Source organism: Micromonospora sp. NPDC047738, assembly GCF_040642675.1.
GTDB lineage: Bacteria > Actinomycetota > Actinomycetes > Mycobacteriales > Micromonosporaceae > Micromonospora.
The window spans coordinates 139,099-155,780 of the sequence record NZ_JBEYSO010000012.1 but is presented as its reverse complement, the minus strand read 5'-3'; the positions used below and the strand labels follow the sequence as shown (position 1 = coordinate 155,780).

At 72.3% G+C, this 16,682-nt stretch carries 14 protein-coding genes and 1 pseudogene; 7 read left to right on the top strand and 8 right to left on the bottom strand.

The window, feature by feature from the left end; genetic code table 11:
* Positions 1-54 precede the first annotated feature (54 nt).
* Positions 55-3,213, bottom strand: coding sequence for a BTAD domain-containing putative transcriptional regulator (locus ABZ783_RS20665; RefSeq protein WP_357440571.1), 3,159 nt, complete (start codon positions 3,211-3,213; stop codon positions 55-57).
* Positions 3,214-3,432: 219 nt separating this feature from the next.
* Here ABZ783_RS20665 and ABZ783_RS20660 point away from each other — a divergent pair, with 219 nt between their 5' ends.
* The 4 genes from ABZ783_RS20660 (at position 3,433) to fmdA (ending at position 7,494) form a co-directional block, all read left to right on the top strand.
* Positions 3,433-5,241 (top strand): RyR domain-containing protein, encoded by a 1,809-nt coding sequence (locus ABZ783_RS20660; RefSeq protein ID WP_357440568.1) that lies wholly within the window; start codon positions 3,433-3,435, stop codon positions 5,239-5,241.
* Positions 5,231-5,734, top strand: coding sequence for a hypothetical protein (locus tag ABZ783_RS20655; RefSeq protein ID WP_357440565.1), 504 nt, complete (start codon positions 5,231-5,233; stop codon positions 5,732-5,734). Before ABZ783_RS20660 ends, ABZ783_RS20655 begins: the two co-directional genes overlap by 11 nt.
* A 176-nt stretch (positions 5,735-5,910) precedes the next feature.
* On the top strand, positions 5,911-6,192 hold the full coding sequence (locus ABZ783_RS20650) for a zinc ribbon domain-containing protein (protein WP_357440563.1): 282 nt from the start codon (positions 5,911-5,913) through the stop codon (positions 6,190-6,192).
* 48 nt (positions 6,193-6,240) lie between these two features.
* On the top strand, positions 6,241-7,494 hold the full coding sequence (gene fmdA, locus ABZ783_RS20645; protein ID WP_357440560.1) for a formamidase: 1,254 nt from the start codon (positions 6,241-6,243) through the stop codon (positions 7,492-7,494).
* Positions 7,495-7,502: 8 nt separating this feature from the next.
* Here the strand turns inward: fmdA and ABZ783_RS20640 are convergent, their stop codons facing one another.
* The 3 genes from ABZ783_RS20640 to ABZ783_RS20630 all read right to left on the bottom strand — a co-directional run bounded on the left by ABZ783_RS20640 (position 7,503) and on the right by ABZ783_RS20630 (position 9,789).
* On the bottom strand, positions 7,503-8,915 hold the full coding sequence (locus ABZ783_RS20640; RefSeq protein WP_357440557.1) for an acyl-CoA synthetase: 1,413 nt from the start codon (positions 8,913-8,915) through the stop codon (positions 7,503-7,505).
* Positions 8,916-8,938: 23 nt separating this feature from the next.
* Positions 8,939-9,403, bottom strand: coding sequence for a hypothetical protein (locus ABZ783_RS20635; RefSeq protein WP_357440555.1), 465 nt, complete (start codon positions 9,401-9,403; stop codon positions 8,939-8,941).
* 125 nt (positions 9,404-9,528) lie between these two features.
* Positions 9,529-9,789 (bottom strand): hypothetical protein, encoded by a 261-nt coding sequence (locus ABZ783_RS20630; RefSeq protein ID WP_073835825.1) that lies wholly within the window; start codon positions 9,787-9,789, stop codon positions 9,529-9,531.
* A 132-nt stretch (positions 9,790-9,921) separates the two neighbouring features.
* Between ABZ783_RS20630 and ABZ783_RS20625 the strand changes: the two genes are divergently transcribed.
* Positions 9,922-10,668, top strand: coding sequence for a hypothetical protein (locus tag ABZ783_RS20625; RefSeq protein ID WP_357440553.1), 747 nt, complete (start codon positions 9,922-9,924; stop codon positions 10,666-10,668).
* Between the two features lie 33 nt (positions 10,669-10,701).
* Here ABZ783_RS20625 and ABZ783_RS20620 read toward each other — a convergent pair whose 3' ends face one another.
* Positions 10,702-11,367, bottom strand: coding sequence for a response regulator (locus tag ABZ783_RS20620; RefSeq protein WP_357440551.1), 666 nt, complete (start codon positions 11,365-11,367; stop codon positions 10,702-10,704).
* On the bottom strand, positions 11,367-12,962 hold the full coding sequence (locus tag ABZ783_RS20615) for an ATP-binding protein (protein WP_357440549.1): 1,596 nt from the start codon (positions 12,960-12,962) through the stop codon (positions 11,367-11,369). The genes ABZ783_RS20620 and ABZ783_RS20615 overlap by 1 nt, the downstream gene beginning before the upstream one ends.
* Before the next feature lie 214 nt (positions 12,963-13,176).
* Here ABZ783_RS20615 and ABZ783_RS20610 point away from each other — a divergent pair, with 214 nt between their 5' ends.
* On the top strand, positions 13,177-14,601 hold the full coding sequence (locus ABZ783_RS20610; protein ID WP_357440546.1) for a citrate:proton symporter: 1,425 nt from the start codon (positions 13,177-13,179) through the stop codon (positions 14,599-14,601).
* Positions 14,602-14,671: 70 nt separating this feature from the next.
* On the opposite strand, the pseudogene ABZ783_RS20605 reads toward ABZ783_RS20610, so the two are convergent.
* Positions 14,672-14,911 (bottom strand): annotated as a pseudogene (locus tag ABZ783_RS20605) (helix-turn-helix domain-containing protein); the annotation flags it as partial.
* Between the two features lie 65 nt (positions 14,912-14,976).
* Here ABZ783_RS20605 and ABZ783_RS20600 point away from each other — a divergent pair.
* Positions 14,977-15,777 carry a saccharopine dehydrogenase gene (locus ABZ783_RS20600; protein WP_357440544.1) on the top strand — a complete coding sequence of 267 codons (801 nt, stop codon included), beginning with the start codon at positions 14,977-14,979 and terminating at the stop codon, positions 15,775-15,777.
* A gap of 154 nt (positions 15,778-15,931) precedes the next feature.
* Here the strand turns inward: ABZ783_RS20600 and ABZ783_RS20595 are convergent, their stop codons facing one another.
* A complete protein-coding gene (locus ABZ783_RS20595) occupies positions 15,932-16,486 on the bottom strand; it encodes a winged helix-turn-helix domain-containing protein (RefSeq protein ID WP_357440541.1) in 555 nt (184 codons plus the stop codon).
* Between the last annotated feature and the right edge of the window lie 196 nt (positions 16,487-16,682).

Here is a 16,682-nt window from a genome sequence, read left to right as displayed (position 1 = left end):
GCCGGCCGCGCTGACCGGCCGCGCACCGTCCGCTGACGGCGGCTGTGCCCGCCGTCAGCGCCCGTCCAACAGCGCGAGCGCCCGCTCCCGGCCCAGCCCGGCGCCCCGGGCGAAGGCCCGCTCGAACGTCCCGTCCCCGAGCTCCGCCCGGGCGGCCGCCGCCACCGGCGCGGCCTGCGCCGCCTCGCCGGCGCCGGTACCGCGCAGCAGCGCCGACACCGACCCGAGCAACAGCGCCGCCCGCTCGGCCTCACCGCGCCGCAGCACCGGCCCGACCAGGCCCTCCACCGCGGCGCCGACGGTCGGCACGTCCCACACCCCGAGGGTCGCGCCCAGCACCTCCCGGTAGCGGGCGCGGGCCGTCGGTGCGTCCCCGACCGCGTCGGCAATCTGTCCGAGCGCGACCAACGCCGCCAGCCGCACCACCTCGGCGCCGAACCAGCCGGCCGGGCACTCCGCCACCGCCTGCTCGCACAGCTGCCGGGCCCGGTCCAGGTCACCGCTCCGCCGGGCGATCTCGCCGAGCCCGTAGTGGGCCGCTGCGACCAACTCCGGCGCCCCGGCCGGTTGCGCGACCTCCACCACCCGGTGGTAGTCGGTGCCCGCCCCGTCCAGGTCACCGACCCCGAGCCGCCCGTCCGCCCGGGTACGCAGCAACTCGGCCATGTCGAGCGCCGAGCCGAGCTCGCGCGCCAACCGCAGCGCCTCCGCCATCGGTTCGGCGGCCGCCGCGGAATCCCCGACCCGGTAGGCACCCTCGGCGAGCGTGCTCAGGACCAGGATCATGCCCCACCGTTCGCCGATCGCGCGGAAACCGTCGAGGGCCACCGCCAGCTCCGCGCGGGCCTCGTCGTACCGGCCGTTGAGCAGCCACAACATGGCCCGCCCGAGCGACCCCAGGGCCTGACTCCACGGGTCACCACCGAGCAACCCGTCCCGCCGCTGCGTGAGCAGCGACATCCGCTCCTGTGACGGGGGACCGGCGGTCATCCCGGACAGGTAGAGCAGGAACGGGTACGCGGGCGGCCGGCCCAGACCCCAGAGGATGTCGCTGGCCGTCAACGGGTCCGCGCTGCCGCAGCCGCTCACCGCGGCGACCAGCAGGCAGAGCGCGTACTCCTCGGCGAGCCCCGGTGGCGGGGCGCCGAGCCGGTCGACGAGCCGCCCGGCCAGCGCGGCGCCCTCGGCCCGCAGGCCCCGCAGCCACCAGTAGAACGACAGGGCGGCGACCAGCCGCAACGCGACGGCAATGTCGTCGCCCGCCACCGCCCGGCGCAGGGCGGCGAGCAGGTCGTCCCGGTCGGCGTCCAGCCGCCGCAGCCAGTCCAGCTGCGCCGCGCCCCGCAACCCGACGTCGCCCGCCCGAGCGAGGTCGAGAAAATACGCCGCGTGCGCGTGGCGCAGCCGCTCGACCTCGCCCGCCTCGGCGAGCCGCTCGGCCGCGAACGCGCGCACCGTCTCCAACATGCGGAAACGCCCGTCGGTCGCGTCCACCAGCGACTTCTCCACCAGGCTCGTCAGCACGTCGAGCACGTCCGCGTCCACCGGCGCGCAGACCCGCTCGATGGCCGCCAGGTCGGCGCTGCCGGCGAACACGCTCAGCCGGCGCGCCAGCCGCCGCTCCGGCTCGCCCAGCAGATCCCAGCTCCAGCGCACCACCGCCCGCAACGTCTGGTGCCGCGGCTCGGCCACCCGGCTGCCCCGGTTCAGCAGCCGGAACCGGTCGTCCAGCCGGGCCGCCACCTCCGCCGCCGGCAGCGCCCGCAACCGCGCCGCGGCCAGCTCGATCGCCAGCGGCAAACCGTCGAGGGTACGGCAGATCCGCAGCACCGCCGCCACCGTGCTCGCGTCCACCGCGAACCCCGGCGCCACGTCGGCGGCGCGGTCCGCGAACAGCCGCACCGCGGCGTACTCCCGGGCCAACTCGGACGGGACACTGCCGGACGGCACCGGCAGCCCGACCACCGGGCAGAGCGCCTCACCGGTCACACCGAGCGGTTCCCGGCTGGTGGCCAGGACGCGGACCATCGGGGCGGCCCGCAGCAGCCGTGCGGTGAGCCGAGCCGCGTCGGCCACCACATGCTCGCAGTTGTCGAGCAGGAGCAGCAGCCGGCGGTCGGCGAGCGCCGCGACTAGCCGGTCGGTGACGTCGCGGGGCCCGCCCGGCACGCGCAGCGCGGCGTCGCGCAGGTCGAGCGCGGCCAGCACCGCCGGGGCGACCTCCGCACCGGCCGGCACCGCGGCCAACTCGACCAGGCACACCTCGCCGCCGTGCCGTGCGGCGGCCTCAAGACCCAACCGGGTCTTCCCCACGCCGCCCGGGCCGTGCAGCGTGACCAGCCGAGCCTCGCCGAGCAGCTTGCCGAGGCGGCGCAGTTCCTCCTCCCGGCCCACGAAGCTGCTCAACTGACCGGGCAGCGACGGCAGCCGGGGCGGGGCCACCTCGGCGCGGGGTTCGACCTCGTCGCGCAGCAGAGCCGCGTGCAACGCGACCAGCTCGGCGGACGGGTCGGAGCCCAGTTCGTCGGCGAGCACCCGACGAAGATCCGCGAAGGCGGTGAGCGCCTCGGCCCGGCGGCCGTCGGCGTGCAGCACGCGCATCAGCTGGCCGTGCAGCCGCTCCCGCAACGGGTGCGCGGCCACCAGCTCCCGCAGCTCGGCCACCAGTGTCCCGACGGCAGACGATCCGGGCCCCGCCAACCGCAGCTCCGCTTCGATCCGGTCCTCCGTCGCGGCCAGCCGGCGATCCCGCAGCCGCGCCGCCTGCGCCGCGGCGAACGGCGCCTCCAGCACATCCGCCAGCGGTTCCCCGCGCCACAACGCGAGCGCCTCGCGCAGCAGGTCGGCGGCTCGGCGCGGATCACCGCCGCCGAGCGCGGCCCGCCCCGCGTCGGCCAGGCGGACGAACCGGTGCACGTCGACGTCCTCCGGGTCGACCGCCAGCCGGTAGCCCGCCGGGTGGAACTCGACCGGATCGACCGGCCCGGTCGACAGCACCTGGCGCAGCCGGGACACCTGCGACTGCAGCGCGTTCGCCACGCCGGCCGGCGGGTCGGCGCCGTAGAGGCCGTCGATCAGCCGCCCCCGCGGCACCACCCGCCCGCCGTCGAGCAGCAACAGCACCAGCAGCGCACGCAGCCGCGGCCCGCCGACGGTCAGCCGGCGACCGTCGGCGGTATATACCTCGGTCGCGCCCAGGATGCCGAACCGCACGGCGTCGATTGTCGCTCAGGCGTTCCTGGCCGACGACGGTCACCGCCCACCGGTTCGGGTTCACCTGCGAAATGCGCAGGTGCGTCGAGCGCGGCCCCGATCGACTCCGTCCAATAGCATGGCGCGCATGGTCGCAACCTGGTGGCCGCGCCGCCCCTACCGGCGTCCCCGCCGAGCCGGCCCCTGCCACCACCGTCCCACCGACCCGAGAGTCGCTCGATGACGGACCCCGTCGCCGGCTTTTCCCGCCCAGCCGGATGGTGGCTGCGCATCGTGTTCGGAGTCATCGGGCTGGCCTCCCTCGTCCTCGGCTACATCGGCTTCGAGCGCCTGCTCGCGGTACGGCCGGAGACCGCCCACGACCCGTACGACGTGCTCTACTACGACCTGCAACTCTTCGTCCTCAGCGCCGAGCCCTTCCAGAACGCCGGCCCCTACCCCTGGCAGCTGCAGGTCGCCCGGTTCACCGCCCCGCTGTTCACCCTCCTCGCCGTGGCCGAGACCGGCCGGCTGCTGCTGGCCGCCGAGATCCGCCGCCTGCGCGCCCGACGAGCCCGCGATCACGTCCTGGTCTGCGGCGACTCCCAGTTCGCCCACATGCTCGCCGACCGGCTCTTCGCCGACGGCGAACGCGTGGTCGTGGTGCGCTCCGAACCGTTCGGACCGCTGGAATACCGCCGGCGCCGCTATCTCGGCGTCGTCGGCGACCCGACCAGCCCGGAAGTGCTGCGCGGCGCGGGGCTACCCCTGGCCCACACCATCTACGCCTGCACCGACGACGCCGACCGCAACCACGCGATCGCCAACACCGCCAGCCGACTCGTCCAGGACCGGCGACAGCCACCTCGGGTCTACGTGCAGGTCCACGACCCCGAGATGTGCCTGTCCCTGCAGGCCCGACGACTCGGCGCCGCCGGATCCAGCCGACTACGGCTGGACTACTTCCACGTCGACGACGTTGCCGCCCGCGCGCTGCACCGCCACCACCCACTGCCACCCGCGACCGGCCGACCGACGAGGGTCCTCATCGCCGGCACCGGCGCCTTCCGCCGAGCCCTCCTGGTGGAAACCGCCCGGCACTGGCGAGCCCGCCGCGCCGACACCCCTCCCGGTCACCTCGTCACACCCCTGCGGGTGGACCTCGTCGCCCCGGACGCCAGCACCGAACTGGCCCTCGCGGCGTCCCGCTACCCGTTCCTGACCACCGTCTGCCAGCTCGCCGCGTACAACCTGGACCTCGACCGCCTCGTCGAGCTCGCCCCGCTCGAACGCGACCACTACGACCGCATCTACATCTGCGCCCCGGAGGAGACCAGCGGCCTGCAGTTCGTGCTGGACACGCCCGCCCTGTGGCAGGGCGCGGAGAGTTCCGTGTTCGTACCGGTCTATCGGCAGGCTGCGCTCGCCGCCGCCTTCCACGGCGACTCCCGCCACGACCTCCTCGACGAGGTGCACGGCAAGCTCCGCCTCTACCCGGTGCTGACCCGCGCCTGCGACGCCCGACTGATCGCCGAGGACCTCACCGAACGGCTGGCCCGGCTGATCCACGACCGCTACCTGCAAGCCCAGCAGCGCGCCGGAGTACGCCCGGGCGACGTGCCGGCGATGGTGGACTGGTCACGACTGCCCGAGTCACTGCGGCGAGCCAACCGGGCCCACGTCCAGGACATCGCCGCCAAGCTGTTGAACCTCGGCTGCGTCGTGGCACCCCGGCACGGCAGCACCGGCGACGCCTCCGCCGCCGGGCTGGCCATCGACGACCGGATCGAGGAACTCGCCCGCCTCGAGCACGAACGGTGGTGCCGGGAACGACGAGGAGAAGGCTGGACGTACGGCGAACCCCGCGACGACGCCCGGCGGCGGCACCCGGCGCTGCGGCCGTGGGACGAGCTGACTCCCGAGGTCCAGGAGCAGAACCGCGAGGAGATCCGGGCGCTGCCCGACGTGCTGTCCGACAACGGGTTCGAGCTGATCCGGCTGGCACCCGCGGTGCCCGCGCAGCGGAGGGGACCGGAGAATGTCGACTGATTCCGTACCGGTGCGTGTCGGCATCACCGGGCACATCAACCTGACCCGCGCCACCGAGGGTCTCGTCGCCGACGCGCTCCGCGTCGAGCTGCGCCGGATCAGTGACCGGCCGGTGCACGGTGTCACCTGCCTGGCGGCCGGCGCCGATCAGGTCTTCGCGCGCACGATTCTGGCCACCGGCGGCACGTACGAGGTGATCCTGCCGGCGCGGGACTACCGGACCGCCGTGATCGACCCCGGGAACCGGGTCGCCTTCGACGAGCTGCTGGCCCGGGCGGTCGAGGTCATCCACACCGGGTACGACCGCTCGGGCACCGCCGCCTACGTGGCGGCCAACCGGGAACTGGTGCGACGGGTGCAGCGACTCGTGGCGGTGTGGGACGGCGAACCCGGCTGCCACGCGGCGTCGACGGACCGGACCGTCGATTGGGCGCGGCAGCGCGGCATCCCGACCACTGTCCTCTGGCCCGACGGCGCCGCTCGGCTGGATTGACGGGTCGGCACCTGCGGGCTGCCGGTGCCGTGCCACGGAGCAGGACTGTTGCCCCGGCGTTCACGAGTTCCGGCGTTGGCCTGCGCGGCGGGCGGTCCGCGTCCGATGCTTGGCACCACGGGCACGCGACTACCGACCCTCCTGGGACGGGCGTGTCTCAGCCGAGGGGAGGCGGGGTGGCGACCTACACGTACCGATGTTCCCGGCACGGCGACTTCGCGGCGTCGTTCCCGATCGGCGAGGCCGCTGCCCGTGCCCCCTGTTCCGTGTGCGGCAGCGACGGCGTCAGAGTGTTCTCCGCGCCGCTGCTCGTCCGCACGCCACGCCGGTTGGCCGCGGCCATCGACCGGGCGGAGCGGAGTGCGGAGAAGCCGGACGTGGTGTCGGCGATTCCTGGCGGGCAGCAGGCGAGCCGGCGCCCGGTCAACCCCCGCCTGGCTCGCCTCCCGCGGCCGTGAGACAGGGCCCGAACCGCGCGGACGGCACGTGCTGAAGGGAAAGCGGCTATGCCCGAACTGTTGTTTCCCCTGGACTCGACCAGGAGTTTCACCGACCAGGAGAAGGTCGGCCACAACAGATGGCACCCGGACATCCCGCCCGCGGTCACCGTCCGGCCCGGCCAGTCGTTTCGGGTCCACTGCCGGGAGTGGTTCGATGGCGCCATCCACAACGACGACTCGGCGGTGGACGTGCGGGACGCGCCCCTGTCGAAGGTGCACGCCCTCAGCGGGCCGTTCGCGGTGCAGGGCGCCGAGCCCGGCGACCTGCTCGTGGTCGACATCCTCGACGTCGGCCCCATCCCGCAGGAGGATTCGGGCCCGCTCGCCGGCCAGGGCTGGGGATACACCGGCATCTTCCCCAAGCGCAACGGCGGAGGCTTCCTCACCGACCAGTTCCCTGACGCCTACAAGGCGATCTGGGACTTCACCGGGCAGAAGGCGACGTCGCGGCACATCCCGGGAGTCGCGTTCACCGGGATGGTCCATCCGGGGCTGATGGGCACGGCCCCGTCGGCCCAGCTGCTGGCGACCTGGAATCAACGGGAAACGGCACTGCGGGCCACGGATCCCGACCGGGTGCCGCCACTGTCACTGCCACCCGAGCCGCGTGACGCGATCCTCGGGACGCTGAGCGGCGCCGACTTCGACCGGGTGGCGGCGGAAGCGGCCCGTACGGCGCCCCCTCGAGAAAACGGTGGGAACCAGGACATCAAGAACCTCACCAAGGGATCACGGGTCTTCTATCCGGTCTACGTCCCGGGCGCCAACCTGTCTGTCGGCGACCTCCATTTCTCCCAGGGCGACGGTGAGATCACGTTCTGCGGCGCCATCGAAATGGGCGGCTTCATCGACCTGCACGTCGACCTCATCAAGGGCGGCATGAGCACCTACGGCGTCTCGGAGAACGTCATCTTCCTGCCGGGAAACACCAACCCGCAGTACTGCCAGTGGCTGGCCTTCTCCGGCATCTCCGTGACGCTGGACGGCGAACAGCGCTACCTGGACTCCCAGCTGGCGTTCCAGCGAGCCTGCCTGCATGCCATCGACTACCTGACCAAATTCGGCTACACCCCGGAACAGGCCTACCTCCTCCTCGGCGCCGCGCCGATCGAGGGACGGTTCTCCGGGGTGGTGGACATCCCGAACTCCTGTGCCACCGTCTACATCCCGACCGAGATCTTCGACTTCGACGTGCGGCCGTCAGCCGGCGGACCGACCAGGATCGATCCAGGCCAGGGTGCGCCGAAGGCGAGCTTCTGAGGGACGTCTCATCCTGCGGCGAGCAGCCTCTTCTGCACCTTGCCCATCGCGTTGCGCGGTAGCTGTTCCACCAGATGGATCTGCCGCGGGCGTTTGTGCGCGGCGATCCGGCCGGCCACGAACTCGATGAGCTGCGCCTCGCTCGCCGCGTCGGCGACCACGTAGGCGACCACCTGCTGCCCGAGGTCGGGATGGGGCGCGCCGACCACGGCCGCCTCCCGGACCGCGGGGTGGGCGAGCAGCGCGTCCTCCACCTCGCCCGCCCCGATCCGGTACCCACCACTCTTGATCATGTCGATGGACGCGCGGCCCATGATCCGGTGCCACCCGTCGGCGTCGACGGTGGCGATGTCGCCGGTGCGGAACCAGCCGTCCGAGGTGAACGACTCCCGGTCGGCCTCCGGCCGGTTGAGGTACCCGCGGAACATCATCGGCCCACGCACCTGGAGCTCGCCGGCGGACGCCCCGTCGGGCGCCACCGGGCCGCCGTCCTCGCCGACCAACCGGGTCTCGACTCCGGCCAGTGGCGTGCCGACGAAGCCGGGCCGACGCGCACCGTCCGCGCGTCCGCTGACCGTGATCAGCGTCTCGGTCATCCCGTACCGCTCGACCGGCGGCTGGCCGGTGAGCTCGGCGAGCCGCGCGAAGACGGGCAGCGGCAGCGGTGCGCTGCCGGAGACCAGCAGCCGAGCCGACGACAGGGCCCGGGCGGCGGACGGATCGGCGCAGACCCGCGACCACACGGTCGGCACGCCGAAGTACAGGGTGCCGCCGGCTGCGGCGTACGCGTCCGGCGTGGGACGGCCGGTGTGGGCCAGCCGGGACCCGACCCGCAGCGCACCCAGCACCCCGAGCACGAGGCCGTGTACGTGGAACAGGGGCAGACCGTGCACCAGCAGATCCTCGGGTGTCCACGACCAGGCGTCGGCCAGGGCGTCCAGGTCGGCGGCGATCGCCTGCCGGGGGATCACCGCTCCCTTCGGCGCTCCCGTGGTGCCGGAGGTGTAGAGGATCAGCGCGGGGCTCTCCGGCGCCGGCTCGGGATAGCTGCTGCTTGAGCGGGCGCTCAGGTCGACGGCGACGACGGGAACCGGCCCGTCCGCCAGCGCTGCGCCGCCCTCGATGGCCGGGGGGACGAGCAGCAGCGCGGCGGCGGAGTCGCGCAGCACGTGGTCCCGCTCGGTCGGGCCGGAATCCGGCGGCACCGGTACGACGGGCACGCCGGCGAGCAGGCCGGCGACCACGGCCACCACGGTTTCCATGCTGGCCGTCGCCCAGATCGCCACCGCGTCGCCGCCGGCGATGCGGTCGGCGAGGGCGGTAGCGGCGGCGAGCAGTTGCTCCCGCGACGCCCGCCGGTCCCCGACCCGGATCGCGTCGGCGTCGTCACCGAACGCCCCGGACAAGGCGGGCAGCAGCACCTCGTGGCTCCTCTCGCGTGCTCTCAGTCCAGCAGCCAGGCCTGCATCTGGCTGCCGTACGGGGTCAGGCTGATCGCGAGCAGCGCGAAGGAGACGGCCGTGCCGACCGCGAGCCAGCCGGCGGCACGCCGATGACCACGCACGCCAGCACGGAGCAGGTGCAGCAGCCCGAGGAGCCCCGCGACCGCCGCGAGCGGTCGGATGAAGATCGCTATGAGGTGCGCCAGGCTGAAGATCCAGGTCAACGGATTCCACAGGGAATCGGGGCCGACCGGCGGGAGGTAGACCTTCGGGTCGTCGAACTGATCCAGTCCCGGGCTGAGCAGCCCCTCGTAGTGCCCGCTTCGGACAGCCGCGACGAGCGCGGTGACGCCGGCGCCGAGCAGGTAGCCGGCCGCGAGCAGACCGTGGAGCGCCAGGAGGGCACGCGTGCCGGCGGGGCGTTCCGCGTGGATCGACTGCCGGGCACCACTCACCATGTCCGTCATCGGCTGACCGTACCGCCCCAGCCGCCCTCCCCGTGTGCCCCGGTGACGGGCATGCACGCGACGTACCCAGGCCGCTCCCAGCGGCCCGGGTGCCGTCGACGTGGGCCGAGGCCCGACCGGTGTCGCTACCGGCTGCTCTTGAGGTTCTGGTAGAGCTGCTCGGGATCGCGGACGAAGTCCATCTTCTTGTCCCGCGCCCGGGCGAAGTCGTCGATCATGTGCTGCACCTCGCCCGGGGTGAACCGTCGGTCCTCGTCACCTTCCTTCTTCAGCCAGTTGATCACGTCGTCGTAGTTCTTCCAGTCCTTCTTGCCCATCAGGCGCTCGATGTCGGTGACGTCGTAGTCCTTCTGCATCGCCTGGCTGGACGGGTCGTGGATCTTCATCGCCTGCTCCTCCCCGTGACGTGGTTGCCTCGCGCGATTGCCCGTGGTGCGCGCGGGCAAACGGGCCCGGCTGGGGAGCGCTCAGGACCGCGGGCGACGTTGCTGAACGGCCGTTCCGGGTACGCGGGGCGGATGGCCGAACTACTGGAGGACGGCGACATCTACTTCCTCTACCGCCCACGGGTGGAGGAGGAGCACGTCGACTCCCTGGAAGAGGTGCAGCGGCTGCTGGTGGTGATGCACCCGTGGCACGGGAGGCACCTGCGACTGCTGATCGTCGGCCGCAAACGCCTGCCGGACATCGACGAGCACGACCGCTTCTGGGCGTTCGTCGACGAGGTCGTGGACCGGCCCGAGCAGTTGCACGAGGCGTTGCAGGCGCGCGCGTACCGGACGCGGACTCGCGGCGGGCGACGGCAGCCGCCGGCGCGGCCCGCCGCGGAGGGGGCGTACGTGATCGCGCGGCACGATGACCACACCCATCTGGCGTACGAGTTGGAACTGCCGTTGCGGCTCGGCGAGGCGCAGCATGAGCTCAGCATCGAGCCGGAGGCGAGCTACATCGTCACGGTGAAGAACCCGCAGGCGCCGTCCCCGCCCGGCGTCGGCCTCGGCCGCTCGCAGAAGGTCAAACTGCCTGCCCCACTGCAGCAGAAGTTCCACGGCCGGCGCTTCGCCCCGCTCGACCCGCCGGGCTTCCTCGATCACCCCGGGACCGAACTCGTGCTCATCGGCGCCGCCCACGACGCCTCGCAGGAGTTGCGGGTCGACCTGGACGCCGAGGTCGACCGCGCGGAACGGAGCACGGTCTTCGGAGATCTGCGGATCAGCCGCCGGGACCGCCCGGTCGCCCCGCTCTTCGAGGGCCGGTGGGCCTGACCGGCACAAGGCAGCGGCAGCCACCCCGCGTCGTCAGGACGCGCTGCCGCGCCACCGGTACAGGTGCTCCGGCCGGCCGGTGCTGCCGTACCGCAGCTTCAGCTCCAGCTTCCCTGCACGGGCGAGGTCGGCCAGGTATCGCTGTGCGGTGGCCCTTGAGATCCCGACCATGTCGGCAACCTCGACCGCGGTGACCTGTCGGCCGCAGTCACGCATGGCGGTCAACACCTGCTGCGCGGTGACCGACGACCGGCCCTTGGGCAGCGCGGCGGCCGGCAAGTCCTGCTGATGCAGCAGCGCCATCGCCTGGTCGATCTCGGTCTGGCTGAGTTCCTGGCTGGTGCCGAGCTGCTGGCGGTACCGGCGGTAGGCGGTCAGCCGCTCCACCAGTTGCTGCGCGGTGAACGGCTTGACGAGGTAGTTCAACGCCCCGGCGCCGAGCGCGGCGCGGACCGTCCGGGCGTCCGCCGCGGCGGTCAGCATGATCACGTCGGCGGTGAGCTCGGGCAGCACCTCGACGCCGTACCGATCGGGCAGGTACTGGTCCAGCAGCACCAGATCGGGCTGCAACTCCTTGCACCTGGCGACGGTGTCCGCGGCCGTGTGCGCGGTGCCAACCACGGTGAATCCCGCGCCGCTGACGTACGACGCGTGCAGACCGGCGACCCGGAAGTCGTCGTCGACGATCAGGACCCGCATCATTCGCTGCCCTGCCAGGCCAGCCCGGGCTCCGGGTCGAGCACGCCCGGCAGCACGGCCACGAACACCGCACCAGCATGCCCGCCGCCGGCGTCGCGCAGCGTCACGTCCCCACCGTGCCGGCGGGCGGTCTGCCGCGCCAGGGACAGGCCGAGACCATGCGGGCGCGAGGTGTCGCCGCTGGTGGTGAAACCGGGCCGGAAGACCCGCTCGGCGTGTTCGACAGGCAGGCCCCCGCCGCTGTCGGCGACGTACACGTGCAGGTCGGCGCCGGCCGCCAGCAGACTCACCTCCACCCAGGCCGGCCGCCGGAAGCCGGCTGCGGCAGCGCGGATCGCATTGTCGACCAGGTTGCCGACCACCGTGACGACATCGAGCGGGGCGATCAACCGGCCCGGCATCCAACTGTCCTCGCCGGGCCGCAACGTGACACCGGCCTCCGAGGCGACCGCGGCCTTCGCCGTCAGCAACCCGTCGAGGTACGTGTCCGAAACCAGCCCGCCGCCCATCGACTCACCCGCCAGCTCCGTCAGGTACGCCCGCGCGTCGTCGGTGTGCCCCAGGTGCAGCATGCCGGTGAGCGTGTGCAGCCGGTTCGTGTACTCGTGCGCCTGCGCCCGCAGCGCGTCGGTCAGCGCCCGGGTCGCCTCCAACTCGCGGGACAGCCCGTCCAGGTCGGTCCGGTCCCGCATGGTCAGCACGGTGCCGAGATCGTGGCCGCCGCGGCGCACCGGCCGGCGGGTCACCCGGACCACCCGGTCGCCGACGACCCGCAGCGCGCCCACCACCGCTGCGCCGTCGGTGAGCAGCGCGCGCGCCTCCGCCGGCAGGTCGGCGGCGTGTCGCGGGGTGCCACCGAGGATCCGCGCAGCCTCCGCGTTGCAGACGGTGATCCGCCCGCCGGCGTCGACCGCGACCACTCCTTCGCCGATGCCTTCCAACACCGCGACGTGCTCGCGGAGCAGGTCGGCCAGATCGGCCGGCTCCAGCGCGAGGGTGCGTCTCCGCAGGCGTCGGGCCAGCAGCGCCGCGCTCACCGCACCGACGACCAGCGCCAGGCCGGTGAACAAGCCGGTGGCCGGCAGGAGGTGGTCCAGGCGGTTGCCGACCTCGCCCGCGTCGATGCCCACGCTGACCCCGCCGACGACATCGCCGCGGGAATCGTGGACGGGCACCTTGCCGCGGGCGGACAGGCCCAGGGTGCCCCGCTCGATGCTCGACACCTGCTTTCCGTTCAGCGCGCCGGAGGGGTCGGTGCTGACCCGCTCTCCGACGGCATCGGGGTTGGGGTGCGAGTACCGGACGCCTCGGCGGTCGAAGACCACGACGAACAGGGCGCCCGTGGCCTGCCGGACACCTTCCGCGTCGCGCTGGATCGCCCCGTCCGAGTCAGGACGAGCCGTGCGTAGCGCGTCACCGAGGCCGGGGCGGGCGGCGACGGATTCGGCGATCCCCAGCGCGCGATCCTGCAACTGTCGCTCCACCTCGGCCCGGAGCAGGGCGCCGACCAGGAGGAAGCCGCTTCCCGCGAGCATCACGATGACTGCCAGCTGCAGCAGCATCGTCTGGGTGGCGAGCTTCGGGGGCTTGAGCACCGTGCCAACCTACTCCCGGACCGCCACGCCCCGGCCGGTGAGCAAAACGCGCAGAACGCTACCTGTGCGGGTTACGGGCGCAACCGGCGTAACACTCCCGCAACCAGGTGCTCATCCGTACGGTCGCCTCCTATGAGCCGGACCACACCCGGCACCCGCCGGCCGGCACCGAGCGCCGACCGCCACCGCTTCAACGACGAACGTAAGGCACCTCATGCTGTCGATTGCCGGTTTCGCGATGATCGCGACATTCCTTGTGCTGATCATGACCAAGAAGATGTCGCCGATCGGGGCCTTGATCCTGATCCCGGCGCTCTTCTGTGTGCTCGTCGGCCAGGGTGCCTCGCTCGGCGACTACGTCATGGACGGCGTCAAGTCGCTGGCACCGACCGCCGCCATGCTCATGTTCGCCATCATCTACTTCGGGGTGATGATCGACGTCGGGCTGTTCGACCCGATCGTGCGGGCTGTCCTGCGCTTCTGCAAGGCCGATCCGCTGCGGGTGGTGGTGGGCACCGCCGTGCTCGCCGCCTTCGTCTCGCTGGACGGTGACGGCTCCACCACGTTCATGATCACGGTCGCGGCGCTGCTGCCCCTGTACCGGCGGTTGAAGATGAGCGTCCTCGTGCTGACCGGCGTGGTCGCGACCGCGAACGGCGTGATGAACACCGTGCCGTGGGGTGGACCGACCGCCCGCGCGGCCAGTGCCCTGCACCTCGACGCGGGCGAGATCTTCGTACCGATGATCCCCGCGCTCGTGGTCGGTCTGGCCTTCGTGCTCCTTTTTGCCGGGTTCCTCGGGCTCCGTGAGCGCCGCCGCCTCGGCGCGCTGACCCTCGACCCGGTCGAGGCGGAAGTCGATTCGGAGACTCGGGTGGTGGTCAGCGAAGCGGTCGCCGTGCCGGCCCTCGCGGGCGTCGGTGGCGACCGTCAGGTGCCGCGCCCCGCATCGCTCGGCGGCGGCACACCGGTCGACGACGACCTGGCCGACACCGGACCGGCCACGCTGGATCCGCACCGCGCCACCCTGCGACCCAAGCTGTTCTGGTTCAACGCGGCCCTGACCGTCGCCCTCCTCACCCTGCTGATCATGCAGGTCATGCCCATCCCGGTGTTGTTCATGCTCGGCGCGGCCATCGCGCTCACCGTGAACTTCCGGCACGTACGGGAGCAGAAGGAGCGCATCGCCGCCCACGCCGACAACGTCCTCAACGTCTCAGGGATGGTCTTCGCCGCCGCGGTCTTCACCGGCGTCCTCGCTGGCACCGGCATGGTGGAGCAGATGGCCCGCACCTTGATCGCAGCCATCCCCGACGCGCTCGGGTCGCACATGGCGACCATCACCGCGCTGCTCAGCCTGCCGCTGACCTACTTCATGTCCAACGACGGGTTCTACTTCGGCATCGTCCCGATCCTCGCCGAGGCGGGCGCCGCCCACGGTGTCGCGCCTATCGAGATCGCCCGCGCGTCACTGGTCGGGCAGCCCCTGCACATGTCCAGCCCCCTGGTGCCGGCCGTGTACGTGCTCATCGGTCTGGCCAAGGTCGAGTTCGGCGACCACACCAAGTTCACCGTCAAGTGGGCGGCGCTCACCTGCCTGGTCATTCTCGCCGCCGCCCTGCTGTTCGGCATCGTGTGAGGCGCGCCGGATGGGGTGCCCTCACCCGCCGCTGGCAGTCGTCCGTCGGTGGTCACCGCGATGTGGTGGATCAGGCGCTGCGGAAGGTGCGACGGTAGGCGTCCGGAGACACGCCGACGGTGTGGTTGAAGTGTCGGCGCAGCGTCGTGGCGGTTCCCATGCCAGCCGCCTGGGCGATGGCGTCGATGCTGTTGTCGGTGTTCTCCAGCAACTCCTGCGCGCGGCGGATCCGCTGTGTCGACAGCCACTGCAGTGGGGTGGTGCCGGTTATCGACTTGAAATGGCGGGCCAGGTTGCGCGAGCTCATGCTCGGCGCTGAAGGGCGCGACCGCGGTCGTCACCTGCGCCGGCCCGTTCGCCTCGACCGCGGCCCCCGTGATCGAGGCCGCCCTACGCGCCAGCATCCCGTACGTGGACGTGGCAGCCGAGATCGAGGCCAACCTCGACACGTTCACGCACTTCGCCGACCGTGCTCGGGCCGCGGGCATCGCGGTGGTTCCGGCGATGGCCTTCTACGGCGGACTCGGCGATCTGCTGGTCACCACGGCGATGGGAGACTGGACGGCGGCCGACGAGGCGCACGTCGCGTACGGATTGAGCAGCTGGCACCCCACGGCCGGGACCCTCGCCTCCGGCCGCGTCTCCCGCGATCGGCGCGACGGCCGGCGGGTCCGCTACACCGCCGGCCGGCTGGAGTACTACGTCGACGCGAGCGACCTGCCGACGCTGGAATGGGACTTTCCCGCTCCGCTGGGCACCCGGCCCGTGCTCGGCGAGTTCACGATGGCCGACGTCGTCACGGTCCCCAGTCACCTGTCGATCCCGGAGGTGCGCACGTACATGACCACCGACGCGGCCAGGGACCTGGCCGCCGCGGACACTCCCGCGCTAACCGCAGTCGATGAGCGCGGCCGGTCCGCGCAGCGGTTCACCGTCGACGTCATGGTGCGCTCCGGCGACACGCAACGACGCGTCGTCGCCAGCGGCCAGGACATCTACGCCATCAGCGCACCGCTGGCGGTCGAAGCGGTCCATCGCATTCTCGGCGGTCAGACGAGGACGAGTGGCGTCGCCTCCGCCGGCGAGAGTTTCGACGCGCCCGACTTCCTGCGTGCGCTGTCCGCGCACATCTCGCTCGAACCGTGCCACGAGTCTCGCGTTCCACAGTTCGCCTGATCGCCGAGCCACAGGTGACAGCCCGGATAGTCCCGATGTTGGGGCGCCGCAGCATTTCGACTGGCCCGGGGGCAAGCGAGTCCCCGGCCAGGGACGATCCAGAAGGTGACGGGGGTCCGCAGGCGTCCGGTGAGCCGCGTCAGGTGGGGCGGCCTCATCCGCCGTTGGCGTTCGGCCGCTGGTGGCCGGCCAGCCGGAACCCGACGCCGCGTACCGCGACGATGGTGACGCCGGTGCCGAGTTCGGTGAGCTTGCGCCGTAGCCGCTTCACCAGCGACTGCACATCCGCCTTGCGCTCCCGTCCTTCGTCACGCCAGACCGATCGGTGCAGCTCGGGGTAGCTCCAGGCCCGGATCGGCTCGGTGGTCAGGCAGGCCAGCAGGTCGTGCTCGAGGCGGGTGAGGCTGATCTCGCGGTCCCGCCAGCGAGCGGTGGACCGGGCCGAGTCGATCAGCAGGATGTCGTCGGCTCCGGTGGACGGGGCGGCGGGTGGCGGCGCGGCCGCCGCCCGGGCAAGCCGCTGTGGCGCCGCGATCAGTCTGCGCAGCTCGTCGAGGTCGGCGACCAGCAGCAGTGGCGCGACGCCGTCGAGGCGTTCGGCGAGCCGGAGCCGCTCGGCCGGCGACGGCGTCACCGCGATCAACAGCGGGAACAGTTCCTCGGCCGGCTCGGACCGGTCCGGTGCCCTGCTTTCCTCGTCCTCGGCCACTGCACCCCACCCCGAACGGTGGGCAAAATCTGCCCAACTTCGCTATGGCCCTGACAGTAATTGTCAATCTTGGCGACAACCAGGCGACCGTTAGTGAGAAGTTGCTTACGTAGCGTCCTTGATCGCGCTTTCCTCTAGATCATAGTGTCCACCCTGGGCAGTCGACGTGACCCGCGCGGCGCCCTGAGGGGGCATG

What these genes read in the sequence shown, in the direction of transcription:
- ABZ783_RS20655 (WP_357440565.1), top strand. Translation starts at nt 5,231, where the DNA reads ATGTCGACTGATTCCGTACCGGTGCGTGTCGGCATCACCGGGCACATC.
- ABZ783_RS20630 (WP_073835825.1), bottom strand. Translation starts at nt 9,789, where the DNA reads ATGAAGATCCACGACCCGTCCAGCCAGGCGATGCAGAAGGACTACGAC.
- ABZ783_RS20610 (WP_357440546.1), top strand. Translation starts at nt 13,177, where the DNA reads ATGCTGTCGATTGCCGGTTTCGCGATGATCGCGACATTCCTTGTGCTG.
- ABZ783_RS20620 (WP_357440551.1), bottom strand. Translation starts at nt 11,367, where the DNA reads ATGCGGGTCCTGATCGTCGACGACGACTTCCGGGTCGCCGGTCTGCAC.
- ABZ783_RS20660 (WP_357440568.1), top strand. Translation starts at nt 3,433, where the DNA reads ATGACGGACCCCGTCGCCGGCTTTTCCCGCCCAGCCGGATGGTGGCTG.
- ABZ783_RS20625 (WP_357440553.1), top strand. Translation starts at nt 9,922, where the DNA reads ATGGCCGAACTACTGGAGGACGGCGACATCTACTTCCTCTACCGCCCA.
- fmdA (WP_357440560.1), top strand. Translation starts at nt 6,241, where the DNA reads ATGCCCGAACTGTTGTTTCCCCTGGACTCGACCAGGAGTTTCACCGAC.
- ABZ783_RS20635 (WP_357440555.1), bottom strand. Translation starts at nt 9,403, where the DNA reads ATGACGGACATGGTGAGTGGTGCCCGGCAGTCGATCCACGCGGAACGC.